Raw genomic sequence first — 17,280 nt, forward strand, 5'->3', positions numbered from 1 at the left:
AAGGGCCATCAAAGCGAAACGCGGATGCGAACATATCGTCTTGGGAGCACCCCGAAAATGGTTTTCCCTGGCCTGCCCCACACGTGATATCCCCAGGCTTTACACCCACACCCAAGCCACTGTATATTTACTTGGATGCATCCTTTTCCCATGCCGCCCCCCAGAGTCCTCTCTCGCCCAGACACCCCCATCATCACCCAAGGAGAAAACCATGCCCGACACCCGCCAGGAAACCGATACCTTCGGCCCCGTTGCCGTCCCGGCCGATGCCTATTGGGGCGCCCAGACCCAGCGCTCGCTGCAGTACTTCAACATTGGAAACGAACGCCTGCCGCGTTCCATGATCCGGGCCCTGGGCATCGTCAAGCTGTGTGCGGCCCTTGCCAACCTCAAGCAGAAAACGCTCCACAAAACCCTGGCAACAGCCATTGTGGATGCGGCCCGGCAGGTCATCGAAGGCGGGCTGGATGATCACTTTCCCCTGGTGGTGTGGCAAACCGGCTCCGGCACCCAATCCAACATGAACGCCAACGAGGTAATCTCAAACCTTGCGAACCAGCGGCTCGGGGGTGCCCTTGGAGCCAAGGACCCAATACACCCCAACGACCACTGCAACCTGGGACAATCTTCCAACGACACCTTTCCCACGGCCATGCACATCGCCACCGTGGAAGAGATCCACCACCGTCTTCTCCCTGCCCTGGACAGCCTCCACGCGGCCCTGTCCAGCAAGGCCAGAGCCTGGGATGGCATCGTTAAAATCGGGCGCACCCACCTGCAGGACGCAACGCCCCTCTCCCTGGGCCAGGAGTTCTCCGGCTACGCCGCCCAGGTAAGCCTCGGAACAGACCGCCTGCAAGACAGCCTCAAGCGCCTCTACCCCCTGGCCCAGGGGGGCACCGCCGTAGGGACAGGCTTAAATACTCGTGTGGGCTTTGCCGAGGCCTTTGCAGATGAGGTGGCAACCTATACGGAGCTTCCCTTTGTTACGGCAGGCAACAAGTTTGAAGCCCTGGCAGCCCACGACGCCATGGTGGAAACCTCCGGCGCCCTCAACACCCTGGCCGTCAGCCTCAACAAGATCGCCAACGACATCCGCTTCCTCGGCTCCGGTCCCCGCTCCGGCCTGGGCGAACTCTCCCTTCCCCAGAACGAACCCGGCTCCTCCATCATGCCGGGCAAGGTCAACCCTACCCAGTGCGAGGCCATGACCATGGTGTGCGCCCAGGTCATGGGCAACCACGCCACCGTCACCATTGCAGGGGCCCAGGGGCATTTTGAACTCAACGTCTTCAAGCCGGTCATCGCCCACAACGTCCTGCAGTCCATCGGACTCCTGGCCGATGCCGCAAGCAGCCTCACCCGCCACTGCATCACAGGCATCGAGCCCAACACCCGCCGCATCGCAGAACTCATGGAGCAATCCCTCATGCTCGTCACCGCCCTGGTGCCCCACACCGGCTACGACAAAGCCGCCGCCATCGCCAAAGAGGCCATGGCCCGGGGATGCACCCTTCGGGAAGCGGCCCTTTCCAGCGGATGGGTCACCGAAGACGAATTCGACGCACTGGTGAGACCCGAAACCATGATCGGGCCCCGGGACTGAGGGCAGCTCACCGTTCATCGATTGCCCGCGTTACGCCTGGCGGTGCGGGGGCCGCACCCTACCATTCACGAGCGCATTGATGGCTCATAGGGTGCGCCGTGCGAACCGCAAAACGTGTCGAAAACCGGTATCGATAGAGGTGATGGGAGACACCATGAAAAGCAAAAGCCGAGTTTCTGGATCGCTTTTCTCACCTTTCGGGCGATCCGAGAGCACTCGACTCGTCGACATATCCGGATTAGGCCGGATATGTCTTAAAAAATCAGCCCCGGCTCACTCCACGCAGCCCACATAGCCCCTCTTTTTGAACAGGGTACTGAAGGCAATCCCGGCCATCACCATGCTACACCCCAGAAGGTGTCGGTGGTCCAGCGGCTCCCCAAGGACGAGGGCAGCCAGGAGAACGGAGCTGGCGGGCATGGCGGCTGTTGCAACCCCGGCCGCTTCGGCGCTGACCCGCCCCACGCCGTGGGTCCATAGCAGGTAAGCCATGGCCGTTGCGCACACACCGTAGTAGACAATGGCCGTAAAGGCCTGAACACCGGGCAGGACATGGTAAACCCTGAACTCCCATGCGACAAAGGGACACATCATCATCAGGCTGATCAGCACCAGACCGAAGGTATTGGTCACCGCAGAAATCTCATGGGCCACCTTTTTCCTGAAAATGGTAAAAAGGGCTTCCGCCACCACCGCCCCAAAGACCAAAAGACTCCCCCAAAGATGCCCCTTCCCGCCGGACGGACCAGACGAAAGGTTCAGCACCATCATCCCGCATACCGCTAAACCGACCCCGACCAGGCCATACGGGGTGGGACGCTCACCAAGAAAAAGAACCGCACATAAGGTAAGAACAGCCGGAGTGGTTCCCAGAATCACGCCTGCCTGCACGGCTCCGGTATGCTGCAGGCCGTAGAGGGTCAGCACCCGAAAAAGAACGATGCCGCACAGGGCCTGCATAAAAAGAGACGCCCACTGCTCCGGGGTTAATCCGCGAATCTCATGCCACCGGAGAAGGGCCGGAGGCAGCAGCACAAGGAAAGCCACGAGAAGGGTACTGGAACCGATCATAAAAACCGGCAGCCCCGCCGTCAGGAATTTTCCAACCACCACGGAGCTGCCTGCCAGAATCATTGCCATGACCAGCTGGGCCATCCCCCTGGCCTGTTCGTTGAACGAGTTTGGGTCACGCATAAAAAAGCCTCCTTTGACGCTTCATGAAAATACGTGTACCTTACGTCAACGCGATTGGTTTACCAAAGATCCACTTTTGGACTATTTCGATAGAACCACTCAAAGGAGGCATCCATGCTCTGGCTGACATTGGATAAGTGTTCAAGGGTTCCCATGATCCGTCAGGCCTATGGCCAGATCAGGCAACTCATTTTGAACGGAGAGCTCCCAGCAGGCACCCGCCTGCCTTCCAGCCGTGAACTTTCTGAGCGCCTCGGGGTTTCGAGGAATGTGATCCTGGAAGCCTATGACCTTCTCTATGCCGAAGGTTTTACCGAATCAAAAACCGGCTCCGGCACATATGTCGCACCGGGGAGCGTCTATCCTTCCCCCTCTCTTTCCCGGCCCCCGGAAACGCCCCCTGTCGCCACAAGGCCCGACCACGCACCAGGGCTCGTCGATTTTAAATCAGGGACGCCGGATCTTCGCCTCTTTCCTGCCCGCACCTGGCTCTCCATGCTCAAGCATGTCTACACACGCCCACCGGAAGAGGTTCTTGCCTATGGGCACCCCGAGGGACGCATGGAGCTTCGCGAAGCGATCTGCCGCCATGTGGTGGAACGTCGGGGGGTTTGCTGTCACCCGGATCAGGTGATTATCACCTCGGGAACCACACAGGCCGTCGGCATTGTCTGCGCCCTGTTGCTCGAGAAAGACCGGGAAGCGGTCCTTGAAGACCCCATCACCCTGGATATCCAGCACATCGTCCGAAGCCATGGCGGGGTGATACGCCCGGTACCCGTGGATGACTCGGGCATCATCACCGAGCTGCTTCCCCAGGATCTTTCCCCCGCCTTTGTTTTCGTCACCCCGTCACACCAGTTTCCCTTGGGCGGAACCCTGCCCATTCAACGGCGCATCGATCTGCTGCATTACGCAGATGCCAAAGGAGCCTTCATCGTCGAAGACGATTACGACAGCGAATTCCGCTTTGACGGCCCGCCCATCAGTTCCCTTCACGGGCTCTGCCCGGAGCGGGTGATCTACATCGGCACCTTCAGCAAAACCTTTTGCCCCTCCATTCGCACCGGCTACCTGGTGCTTCCAAAGGAACTCATCACCCCTGCCCGAGCCCTGAAATGGCAGAACGATCTCCACAATGACACCGCATCCCAGCTTGCCCTGGCCGAGTTCATCACCCGAGGGCACTACCTCAGGCACCTCTCAAAAATGAAAAAGCTCTATCGCCAGAGACGCCAGTTCACCGTTGATGCCCTCACGGAGGCCTTCGGTGACCGAGTGCACATCTTGGGAAGCGAAACGGGCCTGCATCTTTCTGCCCGATTCCAGGACACCCCCTTCACGAAAAAACGCCTTGCCCGTATCGAGGCACAAGGGGTCCGCGTCTACCCCGCCTCACACCACAACATCGTGCCGGGACAACACAGAGACACGCTGGTCATGGGATACGGAAATCTCGATTCGGATACCATCAGGCGAGGCGTCGAAGCGCTAAAGGAGGCCTTGGGGTGAGGAGAGGGACCATAAAAGACAAAAGCCGGTGGCACGCGTTACGCCTGGCGGTGCGGGGGCCGCACCCTACAATTCACGAGCGCATCGATGGCTCGTAGGGTGCGCCGTGCGCACCGCAAAGCGTATCGAAAACCGATATCCCTTGCGGTGATGCGAAAGACCATTTGCCCTTAGCCTTTCCCCCTTAGCCCTTAGCCCTCCCCCCATCCCCCTCAACCTTCAATCCCATACTCCCGAATCTTCCGATACAAGGTCGCCACCCCGATCCCCAAAGCCGAGGCTGCGGTCCGCTTGCCCTTGGTGTCGCTGCCGAAGCGCTTGACCGCCTCGATGATCACCTGCTTTTCCACCTCTTTCAGAGGTAAAACCGGAGACTTTGAAACGCAACGGCCGCAGGCGCATTCCGTTGGTGTCTCCAATACTCGAGGGGGCAGCAGGGAGTCGTCGATGACACCGCCTGCAGGCATCATGTTCACCATGAATTCAATGATGTTCTCAAACTCCCGCACGTTTCCGGGCCAGGCATAGCTGCGGAGCCGGTCCATGGTGGAGGGCTCGATCCTTCGAAACCGCTTGTTGAACCGACCGCTGTATTTGGCCAAAAAGTGCTCTGCAAGCAGGTCGATATCTTCAGGTCGCTCGCATAAGGGGGGAATATCCAGGGGGATGACGTTGAGGCGGTAGTAAAGATCGTTCCTGAACATGTTTTTTGCGATGAGTTCAGGCAGGTCGTCGTTGGTTGCGGCAATGACGCGAATATCCACGTCAATGGGCTTGTTGGCCCCCAGGCGCTCCACCTTGCGTTCCTGGAGCACCCGGAGGAGCTTGACCTGCAGATAAAGGGGCATGGAGCTGATCGTCCAGAAAGAGCACCCCTTTATGGGCCAGCTCAAATTTCCCGATGCGGCCCCCGGGGCTTGCACCGGTAAAGGCCCCGGAGGTGTAGCCGAAGAGCTCGCTCTCAAGGAGGGTGTCGGGAATGGCCCCGCAGTTGATGGCTACAAAGGGTTGCTCCCGCCGGTCGCTCTCATGGTGGATGGCCCGGGCGAACATCTCTTTGCCCGTACCGCTCTTGCCGCTGATGAGCACCGTGGAAGACGAAGTGGTGATGGCCATCACCTGCTCTTTGAGCTGCCGGATGGCAGGAGACATGCCAAGGATGGCATCAAGGCCCTCACCGGAGGCAGACGACGTAAGGGTAGACATCTTTCGTGTAAAATCGGTCTGGGTTTCAAAGAGCATGACCCTGGAAAACCTGGGATCATCCTTTTGCAAATCCACCATCTGCCCCATGATCACCAGGTGATGCTCACCGAAGTGCAGCTCGTACTCCTCTGCGTCGCCCACGGTGTTGCCCGTGGGAATCAGCTGGACCGACACGGTATCGCCGGGTCCCTCGATGCCCAGCTCCTTTCTTGCATGGGCGTTGGCGTAGGTGACGCTGCCGTCGGCCCCGAAGACAAACATGCCCTCGGCATGCACATCCATCACCTGCCGCAAGACATCCAGTGTCTGCGTGGTCTCCGCAATGTGGCTGTAATCCTCGGCCTTGGCCGCAATAAGGTCCGCCATCATGGAGAGAGTAGACTGCATCGTTTCTGTTTTCCAGGATGGTCTGCTTGTCCTGCTCCGTAACATATCTGCATAACCCCTAAGGCTTCCCCATCACGCAAAATCGGAGAACAAAGGGTCAGCTTCTCCTCGCACCCGTCCCTGTTCTTGCAGTTGAAACAGATGGGATCGTTTTTGGGGTTGTCGATGCACACCGGCTGCCCGGTCTTCAGGGCATGGCGGTAGACCTCCCCTTCGTCTTCGATGCTTTTCCCGTCCCCTTCCGCATACCGTCCCGTACCGGCGATGCGCTTTAAGTCCGCCCCCACCACCTCCACATCAATGCCCACCACCACAGCGATGACATGGGCAAATTTTCTGATGGACTCTTCAATCGCGTAAAGCATGATGATTTTACCTCATTCTTAGTACTTGGGGTAATTGCGCCCGTTTTTACTGATTTTTAAACACGCCCCACCGCATCACCCGACTCCGCATGTAAAGGAAGTCGTCTCCGCCCCACCCCGATATTATCATTTTGATAAGCCCAATGCCCCCGATTCCCAATCCAGAGACATAGCACCAATCGATGAAAATCAGAAGAGTTATCGAGATAGCAACCATCCACTTCACGTAAACGTCGCGATCTTCCACAGAATTCTCACCCTGATAATTTTTATCAAAACGATAACACCGTGTTACTTTATAACTAACAATGCAAGGCATTCAGAAAGAAGAAAAGAATTCATTTCCACGAGCTTAGTCATTAATTTTCAGTTATGGCCCGCGAGTTGCATCGATTGTATCGAATAGATCCCATGACAACACATGTACGCCCAGCAATCCCTAACCCGGATATTTCACGATTTATTGGCTTGGCCTGGCCATTTCCCCATGAAATATCCGGCCTAACGTCACAGGAGGTATGCAAAAAACAGAATTCAAGAAACACCCTTTGGCAGGGTTTTAACGCAACGGTTTTAGAAGCAAAAAATGCTTACAAAGCCACCATGGATGACAATGAGGTATGAAATGGCGAGTGATCTTTGCAACAAAGACCTTCTTCCGACAACGCTGTCCGGAAGAACACTGAGTTTTATCGACTTTACCCTCCTTTGGGCCGGAATGACTGTGAACATCGCAGGTTTTGCCATCGGGGCGCAACTCTACCCCCAGCTGGCCCCGGTTTCGGTCCTTTGGGCTATTTTTGCAGCCTACATGATGGTCACCCTGCTTCTGGTATTGAACGGAGACATGGGCATCAAATACGGCATCACCTTTGCCGTATACATGCGTGCCTGCTATGGCTACAAAGGCTCCTGGATTCCAGGACTGATCCGAACCATTCCCTGTTTTTTCTGGTTCGGGTTTCAAACCTGGGTAGGCGCCCTGGCTTTAGACTCCGTGGTGAGCATGCTCACCGGATTTTCGAACCTTACCCTATGGATTGTCCTGTTCGGGGCGCTACAAGTGGTTAACGCCGTCTACGGCCTCAAAGCCATGGCCAAGTTCGACCTGGTGGCCATCCCCATGCTGGCCATTGTCTTTATCGCCATCTTTCTCTGGCTGTTAAAATCCAACGATGCATCCTTCATCGCCGATATTCTTTATGCACCGGCAGAGAACACATACTCCATGACCTTTGCCATCATGGGCATTGCAGGTGGCTGGATTACCATGGCCCTAAACAGCCCCGATCTCACCCGTCAGCTCAAAATCAAACCTCAGAATGACCGGGGGTTTGTAGCACGCAACACCATTCCCTTTGCGGGTCAGTTTCTTGGATTGGTCCTGGCCGGAACCCTGATTCTCCTGGTGGGACTTACCTCAAGCATTCTCCTGGGGGAGTGGAACCCCATTGACGTTGTGGCCAAAACCTTTGGGCCGGACAAGCCCATGATCCTTTTTATCTGCTTTATCACCATCACCTTTGCCCAGTGGTCAACCAACACAGCGGCCAACCTGATGCCCCCCACCTATATTCTTCTCAACTCATTTCCCCGGCTGACCTACGCCAGCGCCACCGTTATCAGCGGGATCATCGGGCTGGTGATCATGCCATGGAAATTTTGCGACTACCTGGTGCAGTTTCAAGTCTTTTCATCAAGCCTTCTCGGCCCCATCTGCGGCATCATGATTGCGGATTACTATCTCATTCGCAAAATGACCCTCAACGTGGCAGAACTCTACAAGACAGATGGCATGTATACCTACGCAAACGGGTTTAACCCCGCGGCCATCATCACAACCGTCGGAGCTTTCGTGGTGGGCTATTTTACTCCTGACTATGCCTTTTTCGTAACCTTTGTCATTGGACTTTTCGGGTACGTGGGCCTCATGAAGGCAATGGTTCTCCCCAGGTATGAGCAGAACATCGGGGAAGAAGTTTTTCTGAACGCTGAAGAATCCACACCTGAAAAAGTGGCATAATTTACGCAAAGCTAAGGAGTAAAGCAGATGTTTGATCTATTGATTTGCGGCGGCCACGTGGTCTCCACCGACAACACCATACGCGCCGATGTTGCGGTCAAAAACGGGAAAATCGTTGAACTGGGACTTTTTGACGACACCGTAAAAGCAGCCAACGTCATCGATGCCACGGGGAAATACATTCTCCCGGGAGCCATTGATGCCCACATGCATGTGGAAGCACCGTTCCAGGGGTGCATCGGTGCCAACGACTTTTTCACCCAAAGCGTTTCAGCCACCTTCGGCGGGGTGACAACCATCATGGATTTCACCAACACCTTTCCCGGTGACTCGGTGAAGACACAACTTGAAAAGCGCAAGGAGGAGATGTCCAAATCAGCGGTGGACTACGGGGTTCACTGCAAGTTCGTGGAAGCGCCGGACAACATCTTAAAGGAAATCCCTGAAATCATCGGCATGGGATGCCCATCGTTTAAAATGTTTATGACATACCGAAAAGAGGGCGTCATGTCCGATGACGAAACCCTCTTGAAAATCTTCAAACTGGCCAGAGAGCATGGAGGGCTACCCCTGATTCATGCTGAGTCAAACGCCATTGCCGAGACAAACATTGAGTGTTTTCGAGAGGCCGGCACCCTTGGGTGGCCCGACTTTGCCCGGGCCAAGCCCGTGCTTTGCGAGACCGAGGCGGTAAGCAGGGCGGTGCTCTTCAGTAAATATTGTGGCAACGCCCTGCTCCTGGTCCACACCACAAACGGTCCGTCAGTGGATATCGCCCGGAGGGCCCAGGCCGAAGGACACCCCGTTTACGTCGAAACCTGCCCTCACTACCTGACGTTGTTTCAGGATCTCTACAACGACCAGAACCGGGGGCACCTGGCCATCTGTTCCCCGCCTTTGCGCACAGAAAAAGAGGCCGAAGAGCTCTGGGCCGGCCTTTCGGACGGAAGCATCTGCGTGACGGGCTCAGATGACTGCACCTACTCTCGTAAAGAAAAGGAGATGTTCCTTGAACGAGATGAAAAAGGGACCATCATTCCTGACTTCACCAAGGTGGTCAACGGCCTCTCCGGCCTTGAAATCCGCCTGCCCATCCTCCTCTCCGAAGGGGTGTCCAAAGGGCGCATCAGCCTTAACCGGCTGGTTGCCGTTACCAGCACAAACGTGGCCCGACTTTCAGGCTGCTTCCCCCAAAAAGGGATCATCGCACCGGGAAGCGACGCAGACATGATCCTGGTGGACCTTGAAAAGGAGTGGACCATCTCCCCGAAAAGCCTTCACAACAATATTGAGTACTCTCTTCACGAAGGGATGAAGGTAAAAGGGGCCGTGGACATGACCATCGCTTCCGGAAACGTGGTGATGGAAGGGGGTGTCTTCAAAGGAGAAAAAGGGCGTGGACGCTTTATTCATCGTCAAATCGATAAGGATGTTCTCTCCTCCTATGCTTTCCACCGGTGATGTGTTCCCATTCGACTATTCGGCGCATGGGACGTCCCCAAAATGATACGATCAAGCCACCAGGCTCGGTAAACCTCTTAAGGTGAGAGGGCTGGCCTTCATATCGCATCACAGAATACTCCGATCCGCCTTTTCATTCATCGTCCAACCTCAAGGAACGGCATCTTGTCACCTTGACGGATGCCGCTCCTTACATCCCCTTGCTCGCCTCAGCCCCACAACCTCTCCAATACGTCACCAGCCGAGTCCCCCTGCCCAAAACATCAGAACGGCAGGCTGAAAAAATCGGACGAAAAGCAATAAATGGCACCGCATTGGTTTCACCTGATCCTTCTCCCATGGCATATCCGGGCCATGAACACCCATAAAAAAAGCACCCACCCCTCACCATAAATTATCATTTTGATACAAACACACACCACCTCACATTCCAAGCACCCCATCAACCCCCTACAATCACCGAAAATATTCATTCAACGTCACATCACCCCTCTGAACACACACTCAAACGGGGGATTATCACTTTGATAATCATTATCAAAATAATAATGGTTTTTATCCCTTCAACGGATGACACGCCACTCCCTCGACCAAATAAAGTAATTTATTTCCTACAACTTATAAACTAATTCTCATTTTTGGCCCGCGTGTTGCTTATGGAAGATTCCCGTTACAGAACAGATTCCACGAATCAACCCCAAGCCACACAGGAGGATCGCATGAAGAAAAAGATCGTCTGCTCACCCAACGCCCCCAAGGCAATCGGCCCCTATTCCCAGGCCGTCATCAAGGGAGACACCCTCTATGTCTCCGGCCAGCTTCCGGTGAACCCCGAAACGGGCGAACTGGCACAGGGCATCAAGGACCAGACGCGCCAGAGCCTTTCCAACATCAAGGCCATCCTGGAAACCGCGGGCACCGATTTTTCCCGCGTCTGCCGAGTCGGGGTGTTCATGACCGACCTGGCTGACTTTTCCGCCATGAACGAGATCTACGCCACATTCTTCGACGGAGACTACCCTGCCCGCTGCTGCGTGCAGGTGGCCGCCCTCCCCATGGGAGCCGAAGTTGAGATAGAAGTAACTGCCGACATTTAAGGACCATTCATGACCACATCCATCGATTTTATCGCAAACCCTTCCGCACGCACCAAAGGAGACAAGGCCGACACGGCCTTCCTTTCGCCCGAGCGCGCCGACGTGGTTCGCCGTTATTTCAAAAGCTTTGACGAATACGCCCCAACCCCCTTGGCATCGCTGAAGGGGCTGGCATACTGGGCTGGCTGGCGTCTACGTCAAAGACGAATCCAAGCGCATGGGCCTCAATGCCTTTAAAGTCCTGGGTTGCGGCTTTGCCATCGCCAGCGTCATTGCCGAGCGACTCGGCATCGACATCTCGGAGCTCACCGCCGAGACCCTGCGCTCCGAGGAGACCCGCAAAAAAGTGGGAGAGATCACCTTTGTCTCGGCCACCGACGGCAACCACGGCCGCGGTGTGGCCTGGGCAGCGCGCCAGATGGGCCAGAAAGCGGTCATCTACATGCCCAAGGGTTCTTCCCTGACCCGCCTTGCCAATATCCAGGCCGAAGGGGCCGAAGCCTCCATCACGGACATGAACTACGACGATGCCGTTCGCCTGGCCTGGAAACAGTCCAAAGAAAAGGGCTGGGTCATGGTGCAGGACACGGCCTGGGAAGGCTACGAGGACATCCCCTCCTGGATCATGCAGGGCTACATGACCATGGCCCATGAGGCCCTGGAGCAGCTGGCCGCCATCAAAGAGAGCGCCCCCACCCACGTCTTCCTGCAGGCAGGGGTCGGCTCCTATGCCGGCGGGGTCCAGGGTTTCCTGGCCACGGCCTTTGGCGACGAGCGCCCCATCACCACCATCGTGGAGCCCCACAAGGCCAACTGCATCTACAAATCCGCCGAAGCAGGGGACGGTAAACCCCGGTTCACCACCGGCGACATGGACACCCTCATGGCCGGTCTGGCCTGCGGGGAGCCCAACATCATCGGTTGGGACATCCTTCGGGACTACGCCGACGGCTACATCTCCTGCCCGGACTGGGTGGCGGCCAACGGCATGCGCATCCTGGGCGCACCCGTGTCTGGCGATCCCCAGGTGATCTCCGGAGAATCCGGGGCTGTCACCGCAGGACTGCTCCACCTCATCATGACACGACCGGAACTGTCCCATATCAGGGAACAATTAAAAATTGATTCCGATTCGCGCGTGCTCCTGATAAGCACCGAAGGCGACACGGACCCCGACATCTATCGCAACATCACCTGGTTCGGTGACCACACCGAAAAGGAGGAAGAAGCATGCTGAGTGAGACACACAAGGAACAGGTTATCGGACTTTGCAGGGACATGATCAAACAGCCCAGCGTTTCGGGCGAAGAGGCAGGGGTTGCCGGTGTCCTGAAAGCGTTCATGGAAGCCAGCGGCTTTGACGAGGTGTTCGTGGACCGCTACGGCAGCGTCACCGGCACCATCCGCGGCAAGCGCCCCGGTAAAAAGGTACTCCTGGACGGCCACATCGACACGGTCCCCGTGGACCCTGAACGCTGGACCAAGGAACCCTTCGGCGCCGAACTCATCGACGGGAAAATCTACGGCCGAGGCTCCTCGGACATGAAGGGCGCGGTGGCCGCCATGGCCTGCGCCGCATTAAAAGTCGCTGAAAAGACCGGCAGGGATTTCGACGGCGAGATCCATGTGGTGGGCGCGGTGCACGAAGAGTGCTTTGAAGGCGTGGCCTCCCGAGAGATCACAAAGCGGGTCGCCCCCGACTACGTCATCATCGGCGAAGCCTCCCAGCTCAACCTCAAAATCGCCCAGAGGGGCCGCGCGGAAATCGTGCTGGAGACCCAGGGCAAGCCCGCCCACTCCGCATCCCCTGAAGAGGGCATCAACGCCGTGCACAAGATGATGGCCCTCCTGGAAAAAGTGGAAGCCATCACCCCGCCTGAGCACCCCGTGCTCGGCAAGGGCACCAACGTGCTCACGGACATCAAGTCCGCCCCCTACCCCGGTGCCTCGGTGGTGCCCTCCTCCTGCCGGGTGACCTACGACCGCCGCCTCCTGGTGGGCGAAACCATCGAAAGCGTGCTGGCCCCCATCCACGACGCCGTGGCTGCCTGCGCCGCCGCCGATCCTGAGTTCTCCGCCACTGCGGGCCTGGCCACCGACCAGGCTGCCTGCTACACCGACGAAACCATCTCCGCAGAACGATTCTTCCCGGCATGGCTCTATGAAGAAAAAGAGCCCTTCGTACAAAAGGCCCTGGCCGGGCTGAAAACCGTGGGGAAAAACCCCAGTCAGATATCTCCCACTACGCCTTCTGCACCAACGGGAGCCACTACGCAGGGGAAGCAGGGATCAAGACCCTGGGGTTTGGACCTTCCCTTGAGACCCTGGCTCACACCGACGACGAGTACATCACCACCGACCAGCTTGAAAAAGCCGTGGTCGGGTATGCCGCCATTATCGAAAGCCTGCTCAACGACTGATTCCAAAAAGGGGGAGTATCATGACTAGCACGTTTTACATCATCATCGCATACATGGCAGGCATGGTCGGTATCGGGCTCTGGGTTGCCAAACGCAAAATCAAGGAATCCAGCGACTTCATGCTGGCCGGTCGGCAACTCGGTCCCCTGATGGTGGCCGGAACCCTGGCCGCCGCCGAAATCGGCGGTGGCTCCACCCTGGGCGTGGCCTCCAAGGCTTACGGCGAATGGGGCCTTTCCGCAGGCTGGTACGTGGTCTGCGCGGGTATCGGGATCTTCCTGGTCTCCTTTGTGGCCCCTTTCCTGCGAAAGTCCATGGCCACCACCGTCCCTGAGATCATCGGGCGCCGCTACGGCAAGCCGTCCCACATGATCACCACCATCCTCTCCATCTCGGCGCTCTTTTTTGCCACCGCCGCCCAGGTGGTTGCCACCTCCTCGGTCATCCACGTGGTCACCGGAGCCGACCTCAAGACCGTGGTGGTCATCGTCGGGTGCGTGGTTACAGCATACACCCTCATGGGCGGGCTGGTTTCCGTGGCCTACACCGACATCGTCCACATCTTTTTCATTACCGTGGGGATGGCCATTGCCATGCCCATTATCCTGAAAAACGCCGGGGGCTGGAACTACCTGGTGGAAAACCTGCCTCCGGGACAGCTGGGCCTCACCAAGGTGGGCTGGAAAACCATCGCCGGTTTGATCCTCATGTACTTCATGACCTTCTCCACCGGCCAGGAAGCGGTTCAACGCTACTTTGCGGCGAAAAACGCCAAGGTGGCCAAGGCAGGCTCTTTCATCTGCTCCCTGCTCATGGCCTGCTACGGCTTTATCCCGGCTGTCATCGGCCTGGTGGCCCTGGCCCACTTCCCCGACATCTCGGCCAACAGCGCCCTGCCCACGGCCGCCCAGCACTTTGCCCCCACCATCATCGCAGGGCTTGTGCTGGCATCGGTTGTGGCAGCCACCATGTCCAGCGCCTCCGGCAACATGCTGGCCGTCTCCACCCTGTTCACCAAGGACGTCTATCAGGCGTACCTCAACCCCAAAGCAGCTGATAAAGACCTCATGACCTGGAGCAAGGGAGCCATCGTGGTGGTGGGGGCAAGCGCCATTGTCATCGCCTTAAACGACTACCCCATCATCTCCCTGCTCATCCTGGCCTTCACCATGCGGGCGGCAGGTCCCTTTGCGGCCTTCGTCTTCGGCCTGGTCTATGAAAAAGCCACGGTGAACGCCGGCCTCTGGTCCATCATCCTGGGCTCGGTGGCCGCCATTGTCTGGAAGCAGATGGGCGAGCCCTTCGGCATCATGTCCATCATCTTCGGGTCCTTTGTGAGCACCGCGACCTTCTTTGTCATCGCCAAGATCGAGATCGCCATGGGCAAACCCTCCGCCCCCCTGGCCATCACCGATGAACACGAGGCCATGGCCAAGGACGACGCAGCATAAGGCCAGCGGCTACGCCGGTTCGCGTCATCCCGGATGGCGGGATGATGCGGACACGGCCGATGCCTTACCCGGTCTGAAAAAGAGCAACGATGCCCTTTCCGGCCGGGAAAACCACACCGAATCAATACAATAGAGCCTCGGTGCCCTTAACCCGGACATTTCATTAGAAAACGGCCCGATTGCAACAATGAAAAATCATTACAATCGGTTATTGTGAAAAAATCAGGCATTTCAAAAATACAAAATGTTATTCATGATTTTTTGCTCGATTTTCTCACCCTTTGGGCGAGCCGAGTGCACCCATCTTCTGCGTTATCAGAGCCTTGAGGTAAACCACTACATCTGCAGCTCTGATGCCTTGAATATGGATGCACTCGACTCGTGAAATATCCGGGTTTAGGCACCGAGGCCTCAGCGCGGCCGGGTATCGGGTATTGCGCAAAAACCCTCCGGCAAGCTGAACCCTGCTTCACACACGATACGTATTCAAGGGAGACCTGCATTGAAACGTCTTATCAAAAACGGAACCATTATCGACGGAAGCGGCGCCGAAGCCTTTTCCGGCAACCTGATTATTGAAGACGACCGCATTACGGCCGTAGCAGAAGGACCTGCACCGGCAGGCACCTTTGACGAAGAGATCGATGCCGCAGGCCAGGTGGTCTGCCCGGGCTTCATCGACTCCCACAGCCACTCCGACCTTCTCCTCTTTGAAGACCGCCTGGTAGAAGCAAAAACCCGCCAGGGCATCACCACGGAGATCCTCGGCCAGGACGGCATCTCCGCCGCCCCCCTCCCCGAAGAGTTCATCAGCCCCTGGCGCAAGAACCTGGCCGGTCTCGACGGCGACGTGGAAGACCTGGACTGGACGTTCAAAACCACCGACGGCTACCTGAAACTCCTGGAGGCCAACGGCTCCGCCCCCAACGAAGGCTACCTCATTCCCCACGGTAACGTGCGCATGGAGGGCATCGGCCTGGACAACAAGATCGGCACCGACGACGACCTGGCCCGCATGCAGGACATCCTGAGGCGGGAACTGGACGCCGGCGGCATGGGCCTTTCCACCGGCCTCATCTACATGCCCTGCGCCTACAGCGACACCCGTGAAATGGTGGCCCTCTGCAAGGTCTGCGCAGAGTTCGACCGTCCCCTGGTCATCCACCAGCGAAGCGAAGCCGACACCATCCTGGAGTCCATGGAAGAGGTCATCACCATGGGCCGCGAATCCGGCGCAAAAATCCACTTCTCCCACTTCAAGGTGTGCGGCAAAAACAACGCCGACAAGTACGAAAAAGTGCTCGAACTCCTGGAGAAATGCAAATCAGAGGGCATCCGGGTCTCCTTTGACCAGTACCCCTATGTGGCGGGCAGCACCATGCTGGGCGTCATCCTGCCCCCGTGGGTCCACGACGGCGGCACGGACAAGCTCCTTTCGCGTCTGCGCGATGCAGACCTCCGCAAGAAAATGGTGAAAGATATTGAGGCGGGCATCCCGGGATGGGACAACTTCGTGGACTTTGCAGGCCTGGACGGAATCTTCGTCACCGACGTCAAAACCGACCTCAACAAGGACGCCATCGGCAAAAGCCTCACCGAGCTGGGCAAGCTGCGGGGCAAAGACCCCTACGAGGCCACCTTTGACCTCCTGCTGGCCGAAGAGAACGCCGTGGGAATGGTGGATTTCTACGGGCTGGAAGAGCACGTGGAAGGCTTCATGAGGCGTCCGGAGATGAACGTCTGCACCGACGGCCTCCTGGGCGGAAAACCCCACCCCAGGGTCTACGGCTCCTTTGCCCGCGTTCTGGGCCGCTACGCCCGTGACAAAAAAGCCCTCTCCTTAACCGACGCCGTCCGCAAGATGACGGGCCGCACCGCCGAGGTCTTCGGCATCGACAAACGGGGCCTGCTCAAACCCGGCTACCATGCCGACGTCACCGTGTTCAACCCCGAGACCGTCTGTGACAAAGGCACCTACACCGACCCCTGCCAGCACCCCGACGGCATCTCCCACGTGCTGGTCAACGGCACGCCCGTGGTATCAGAGGGCAAAACCACAGGCAAGGCACCTGGACGCGTAATCCGCATGTAAAAAGGATCGCCATGAGGGGCCGTCCGGTCACCTCGATTTCATCTTGCCATTGCGAGGCATTGCTGCCTCAAAAAACGAAAGCCGCCGCGCGTTGATCGTAGACCACGTCAACGTGCGGCGGCTTTTGTCTTTCTTCCTGGAAGCACCCACCGCTATTAAATGAAGATGATATCATTCGGCCTCCGTCACCCATCGCAAGGTGCGGGGGCCGCACCCTACGATTCGCGACACGCTTCGGGGCCCGTCGGGTGCGCCGTGCGAACCGCAGAGCGTCTCGAAAACCGGTATCCCTTGCGGTGATGGGAGAGACCATGAAAAGCAAAAGCCGGTGGCCCGCGTTGCGCCAGGCGGTGCGGGGGCCGCACCCTACAATTCGCGACACGCTTCGGGGGCCCGTCGGGTGCGCCGTGCGAACCGCAGAGCGTCTCGAAAACCGGCATCCATTGCGGTGATGGGAGAGACCATG

The 17,280-nt window shown here is 57.5% G+C and carries 13 protein-coding genes and 1 pseudogene; 10 read left to right on the forward strand and 4 right to left on the reverse strand.

Annotated features, from left to right (window positions below; translation table 11 throughout):
• The first annotated feature begins 211 nt into the window (after positions 1–211).
• Positions 212–1,606, forward strand: coding sequence for a class II fumarate hydratase (gene fumC / locus ACOYW1_RS20085; RefSeq protein WP_482419450.1), 1,395 nt, complete (start codon positions 212–214; stop codon positions 1,604–1,606).
• A gap of 273 nt (positions 1,607–1,879) precedes the next feature.
• Here the strand turns inward: fumC and ACOYW1_RS20090 are convergent, their stop codons facing one another.
• Positions 1,880–2,800, reverse strand: a complete 921-nt coding sequence (locus ACOYW1_RS20090) for a DMT family transporter (RefSeq protein ID WP_482419451.1) — start codon at positions 2,798–2,800, stop codon at positions 1,880–1,882.
• 114 nt (positions 2,801–2,914) lie between these two features.
• On the opposite strand from ACOYW1_RS20090, the gene pdxR reads away from it, so the two are divergent.
• Positions 2,915–4,312 carry a MocR-like pyridoxine biosynthesis transcription factor PdxR gene (gene pdxR / locus ACOYW1_RS20095; RefSeq protein WP_482419452.1) on the forward strand — a complete coding sequence of 466 codons (1,398 nt, stop codon included), beginning with the start codon at positions 2,915–2,917 and terminating at the stop codon, positions 4,310–4,312.
• 212 nt (positions 4,313–4,524) lie between these two features.
• On the opposite strand, the gene ACOYW1_RS20100 is transcribed toward pdxR, so the two are convergent.
• From ACOYW1_RS20100 to ACOYW1_RS20110, 3 genes and pseudogenes are all read right to left on the reverse strand, one after another.
• Positions 4,525–5,016 (reverse strand): AAA-type ATPase lid domain-containing protein, encoded by a 492-nt coding sequence (locus ACOYW1_RS20100; protein ID WP_482423780.1) that lies wholly within the window; start codon positions 5,014–5,016, stop codon positions 4,525–4,527.
• A 15-nt stretch (positions 5,017–5,031) separates the two neighbouring features.
• Positions 5,032–5,950, reverse strand: a pseudogene (locus ACOYW1_RS20105) (sigma 54-interacting transcriptional regulator); the annotation flags it as partial.
• Positions 5,884–6,270 carry a GAF domain-containing protein gene (locus tag ACOYW1_RS20110; protein ID WP_482419453.1) on the reverse strand — a complete coding sequence of 129 codons (387 nt, stop codon included), beginning with the start codon at positions 6,268–6,270 and terminating at the stop codon, positions 5,884–5,886. The gene ACOYW1_RS20110 and the pseudogene ACOYW1_RS20105, both read right to left, overlap by 67 nt.
• A gap of 625 nt (positions 6,271–6,895) precedes the next feature.
• Here ACOYW1_RS20110 and ACOYW1_RS20115 point away from each other — a divergent pair.
• The 8 genes from ACOYW1_RS20115 to ACOYW1_RS20150 all read left to right on the forward strand — a co-directional run bounded on the left by ACOYW1_RS20115 (position 6,896) and on the right by ACOYW1_RS20150 (position 16,814).
• On the forward strand, positions 6,896–8,293 hold the full coding sequence (locus ACOYW1_RS20115; protein WP_482419454.1) for a cytosine permease: 1,398 nt from the start codon (positions 6,896–6,898) through the stop codon (positions 8,291–8,293).
• A 27-nt stretch (positions 8,294–8,320) separates the two neighbouring features.
• A complete protein-coding gene (hydA, locus tag ACOYW1_RS20120; protein ID WP_482419455.1) occupies positions 8,321–9,754 on the forward strand; it encodes a dihydropyrimidinase in 1,434 nt (477 codons plus the stop codon).
• A gap of 719 nt (positions 9,755–10,473) precedes the next feature.
• A complete protein-coding gene (locus tag ACOYW1_RS20125; RefSeq protein ID WP_482419456.1) occupies positions 10,474–10,851 on the forward strand; it encodes a RidA family protein in 378 nt (125 codons plus the stop codon).
• A gap of 9 nt (positions 10,852–10,860) precedes the next feature.
• Entirely contained in the window at positions 10,861–11,088 is a 228-nt protein-coding gene (locus ACOYW1_RS20130; RefSeq protein WP_482419457.1) for a hypothetical protein, read from the forward strand.
• Complete coding sequence (dpaL, locus tag ACOYW1_RS20135) at positions 11,069–12,088, forward strand: diaminopropionate ammonia-lyase (RefSeq protein ID WP_482419458.1); 1,020 nt, start codon at positions 11,069–11,071, stop codon at positions 12,086–12,088. Before ACOYW1_RS20130 ends, dpaL begins: the two co-directional genes overlap by 20 nt.
• Positions 12,082–13,299, forward strand: a complete 1,218-nt coding sequence (locus ACOYW1_RS20140; RefSeq protein ID WP_482419459.1) for a YgeY family selenium metabolism-linked hydrolase — start codon at positions 12,082–12,084, stop codon at positions 13,297–13,299. The genes dpaL and ACOYW1_RS20140 overlap by 7 nt, the downstream gene beginning before the upstream one ends.
• Positions 13,292–14,722 (forward strand): sodium:solute symporter family protein, encoded by a 1,431-nt coding sequence (locus ACOYW1_RS20145; protein WP_482419460.1) that lies wholly within the window; start codon positions 13,292–13,294, stop codon positions 14,720–14,722. The genes ACOYW1_RS20140 and ACOYW1_RS20145 overlap by 8 nt, the downstream gene beginning before the upstream one ends.
• Positions 14,723–15,224: 502 nt before the next feature.
• Positions 15,225–16,814, forward strand: a complete 1,590-nt coding sequence (locus ACOYW1_RS20150) for an N-acyl-D-amino-acid deacylase family protein (protein ID WP_482419461.1) — start codon at positions 15,225–15,227, stop codon at positions 16,812–16,814.
• Positions 16,815–17,280: the final 466 nt, after the last annotated feature.

The organism is Desulfoluna sp. CYM3A, from assembly GCF_056829965.1.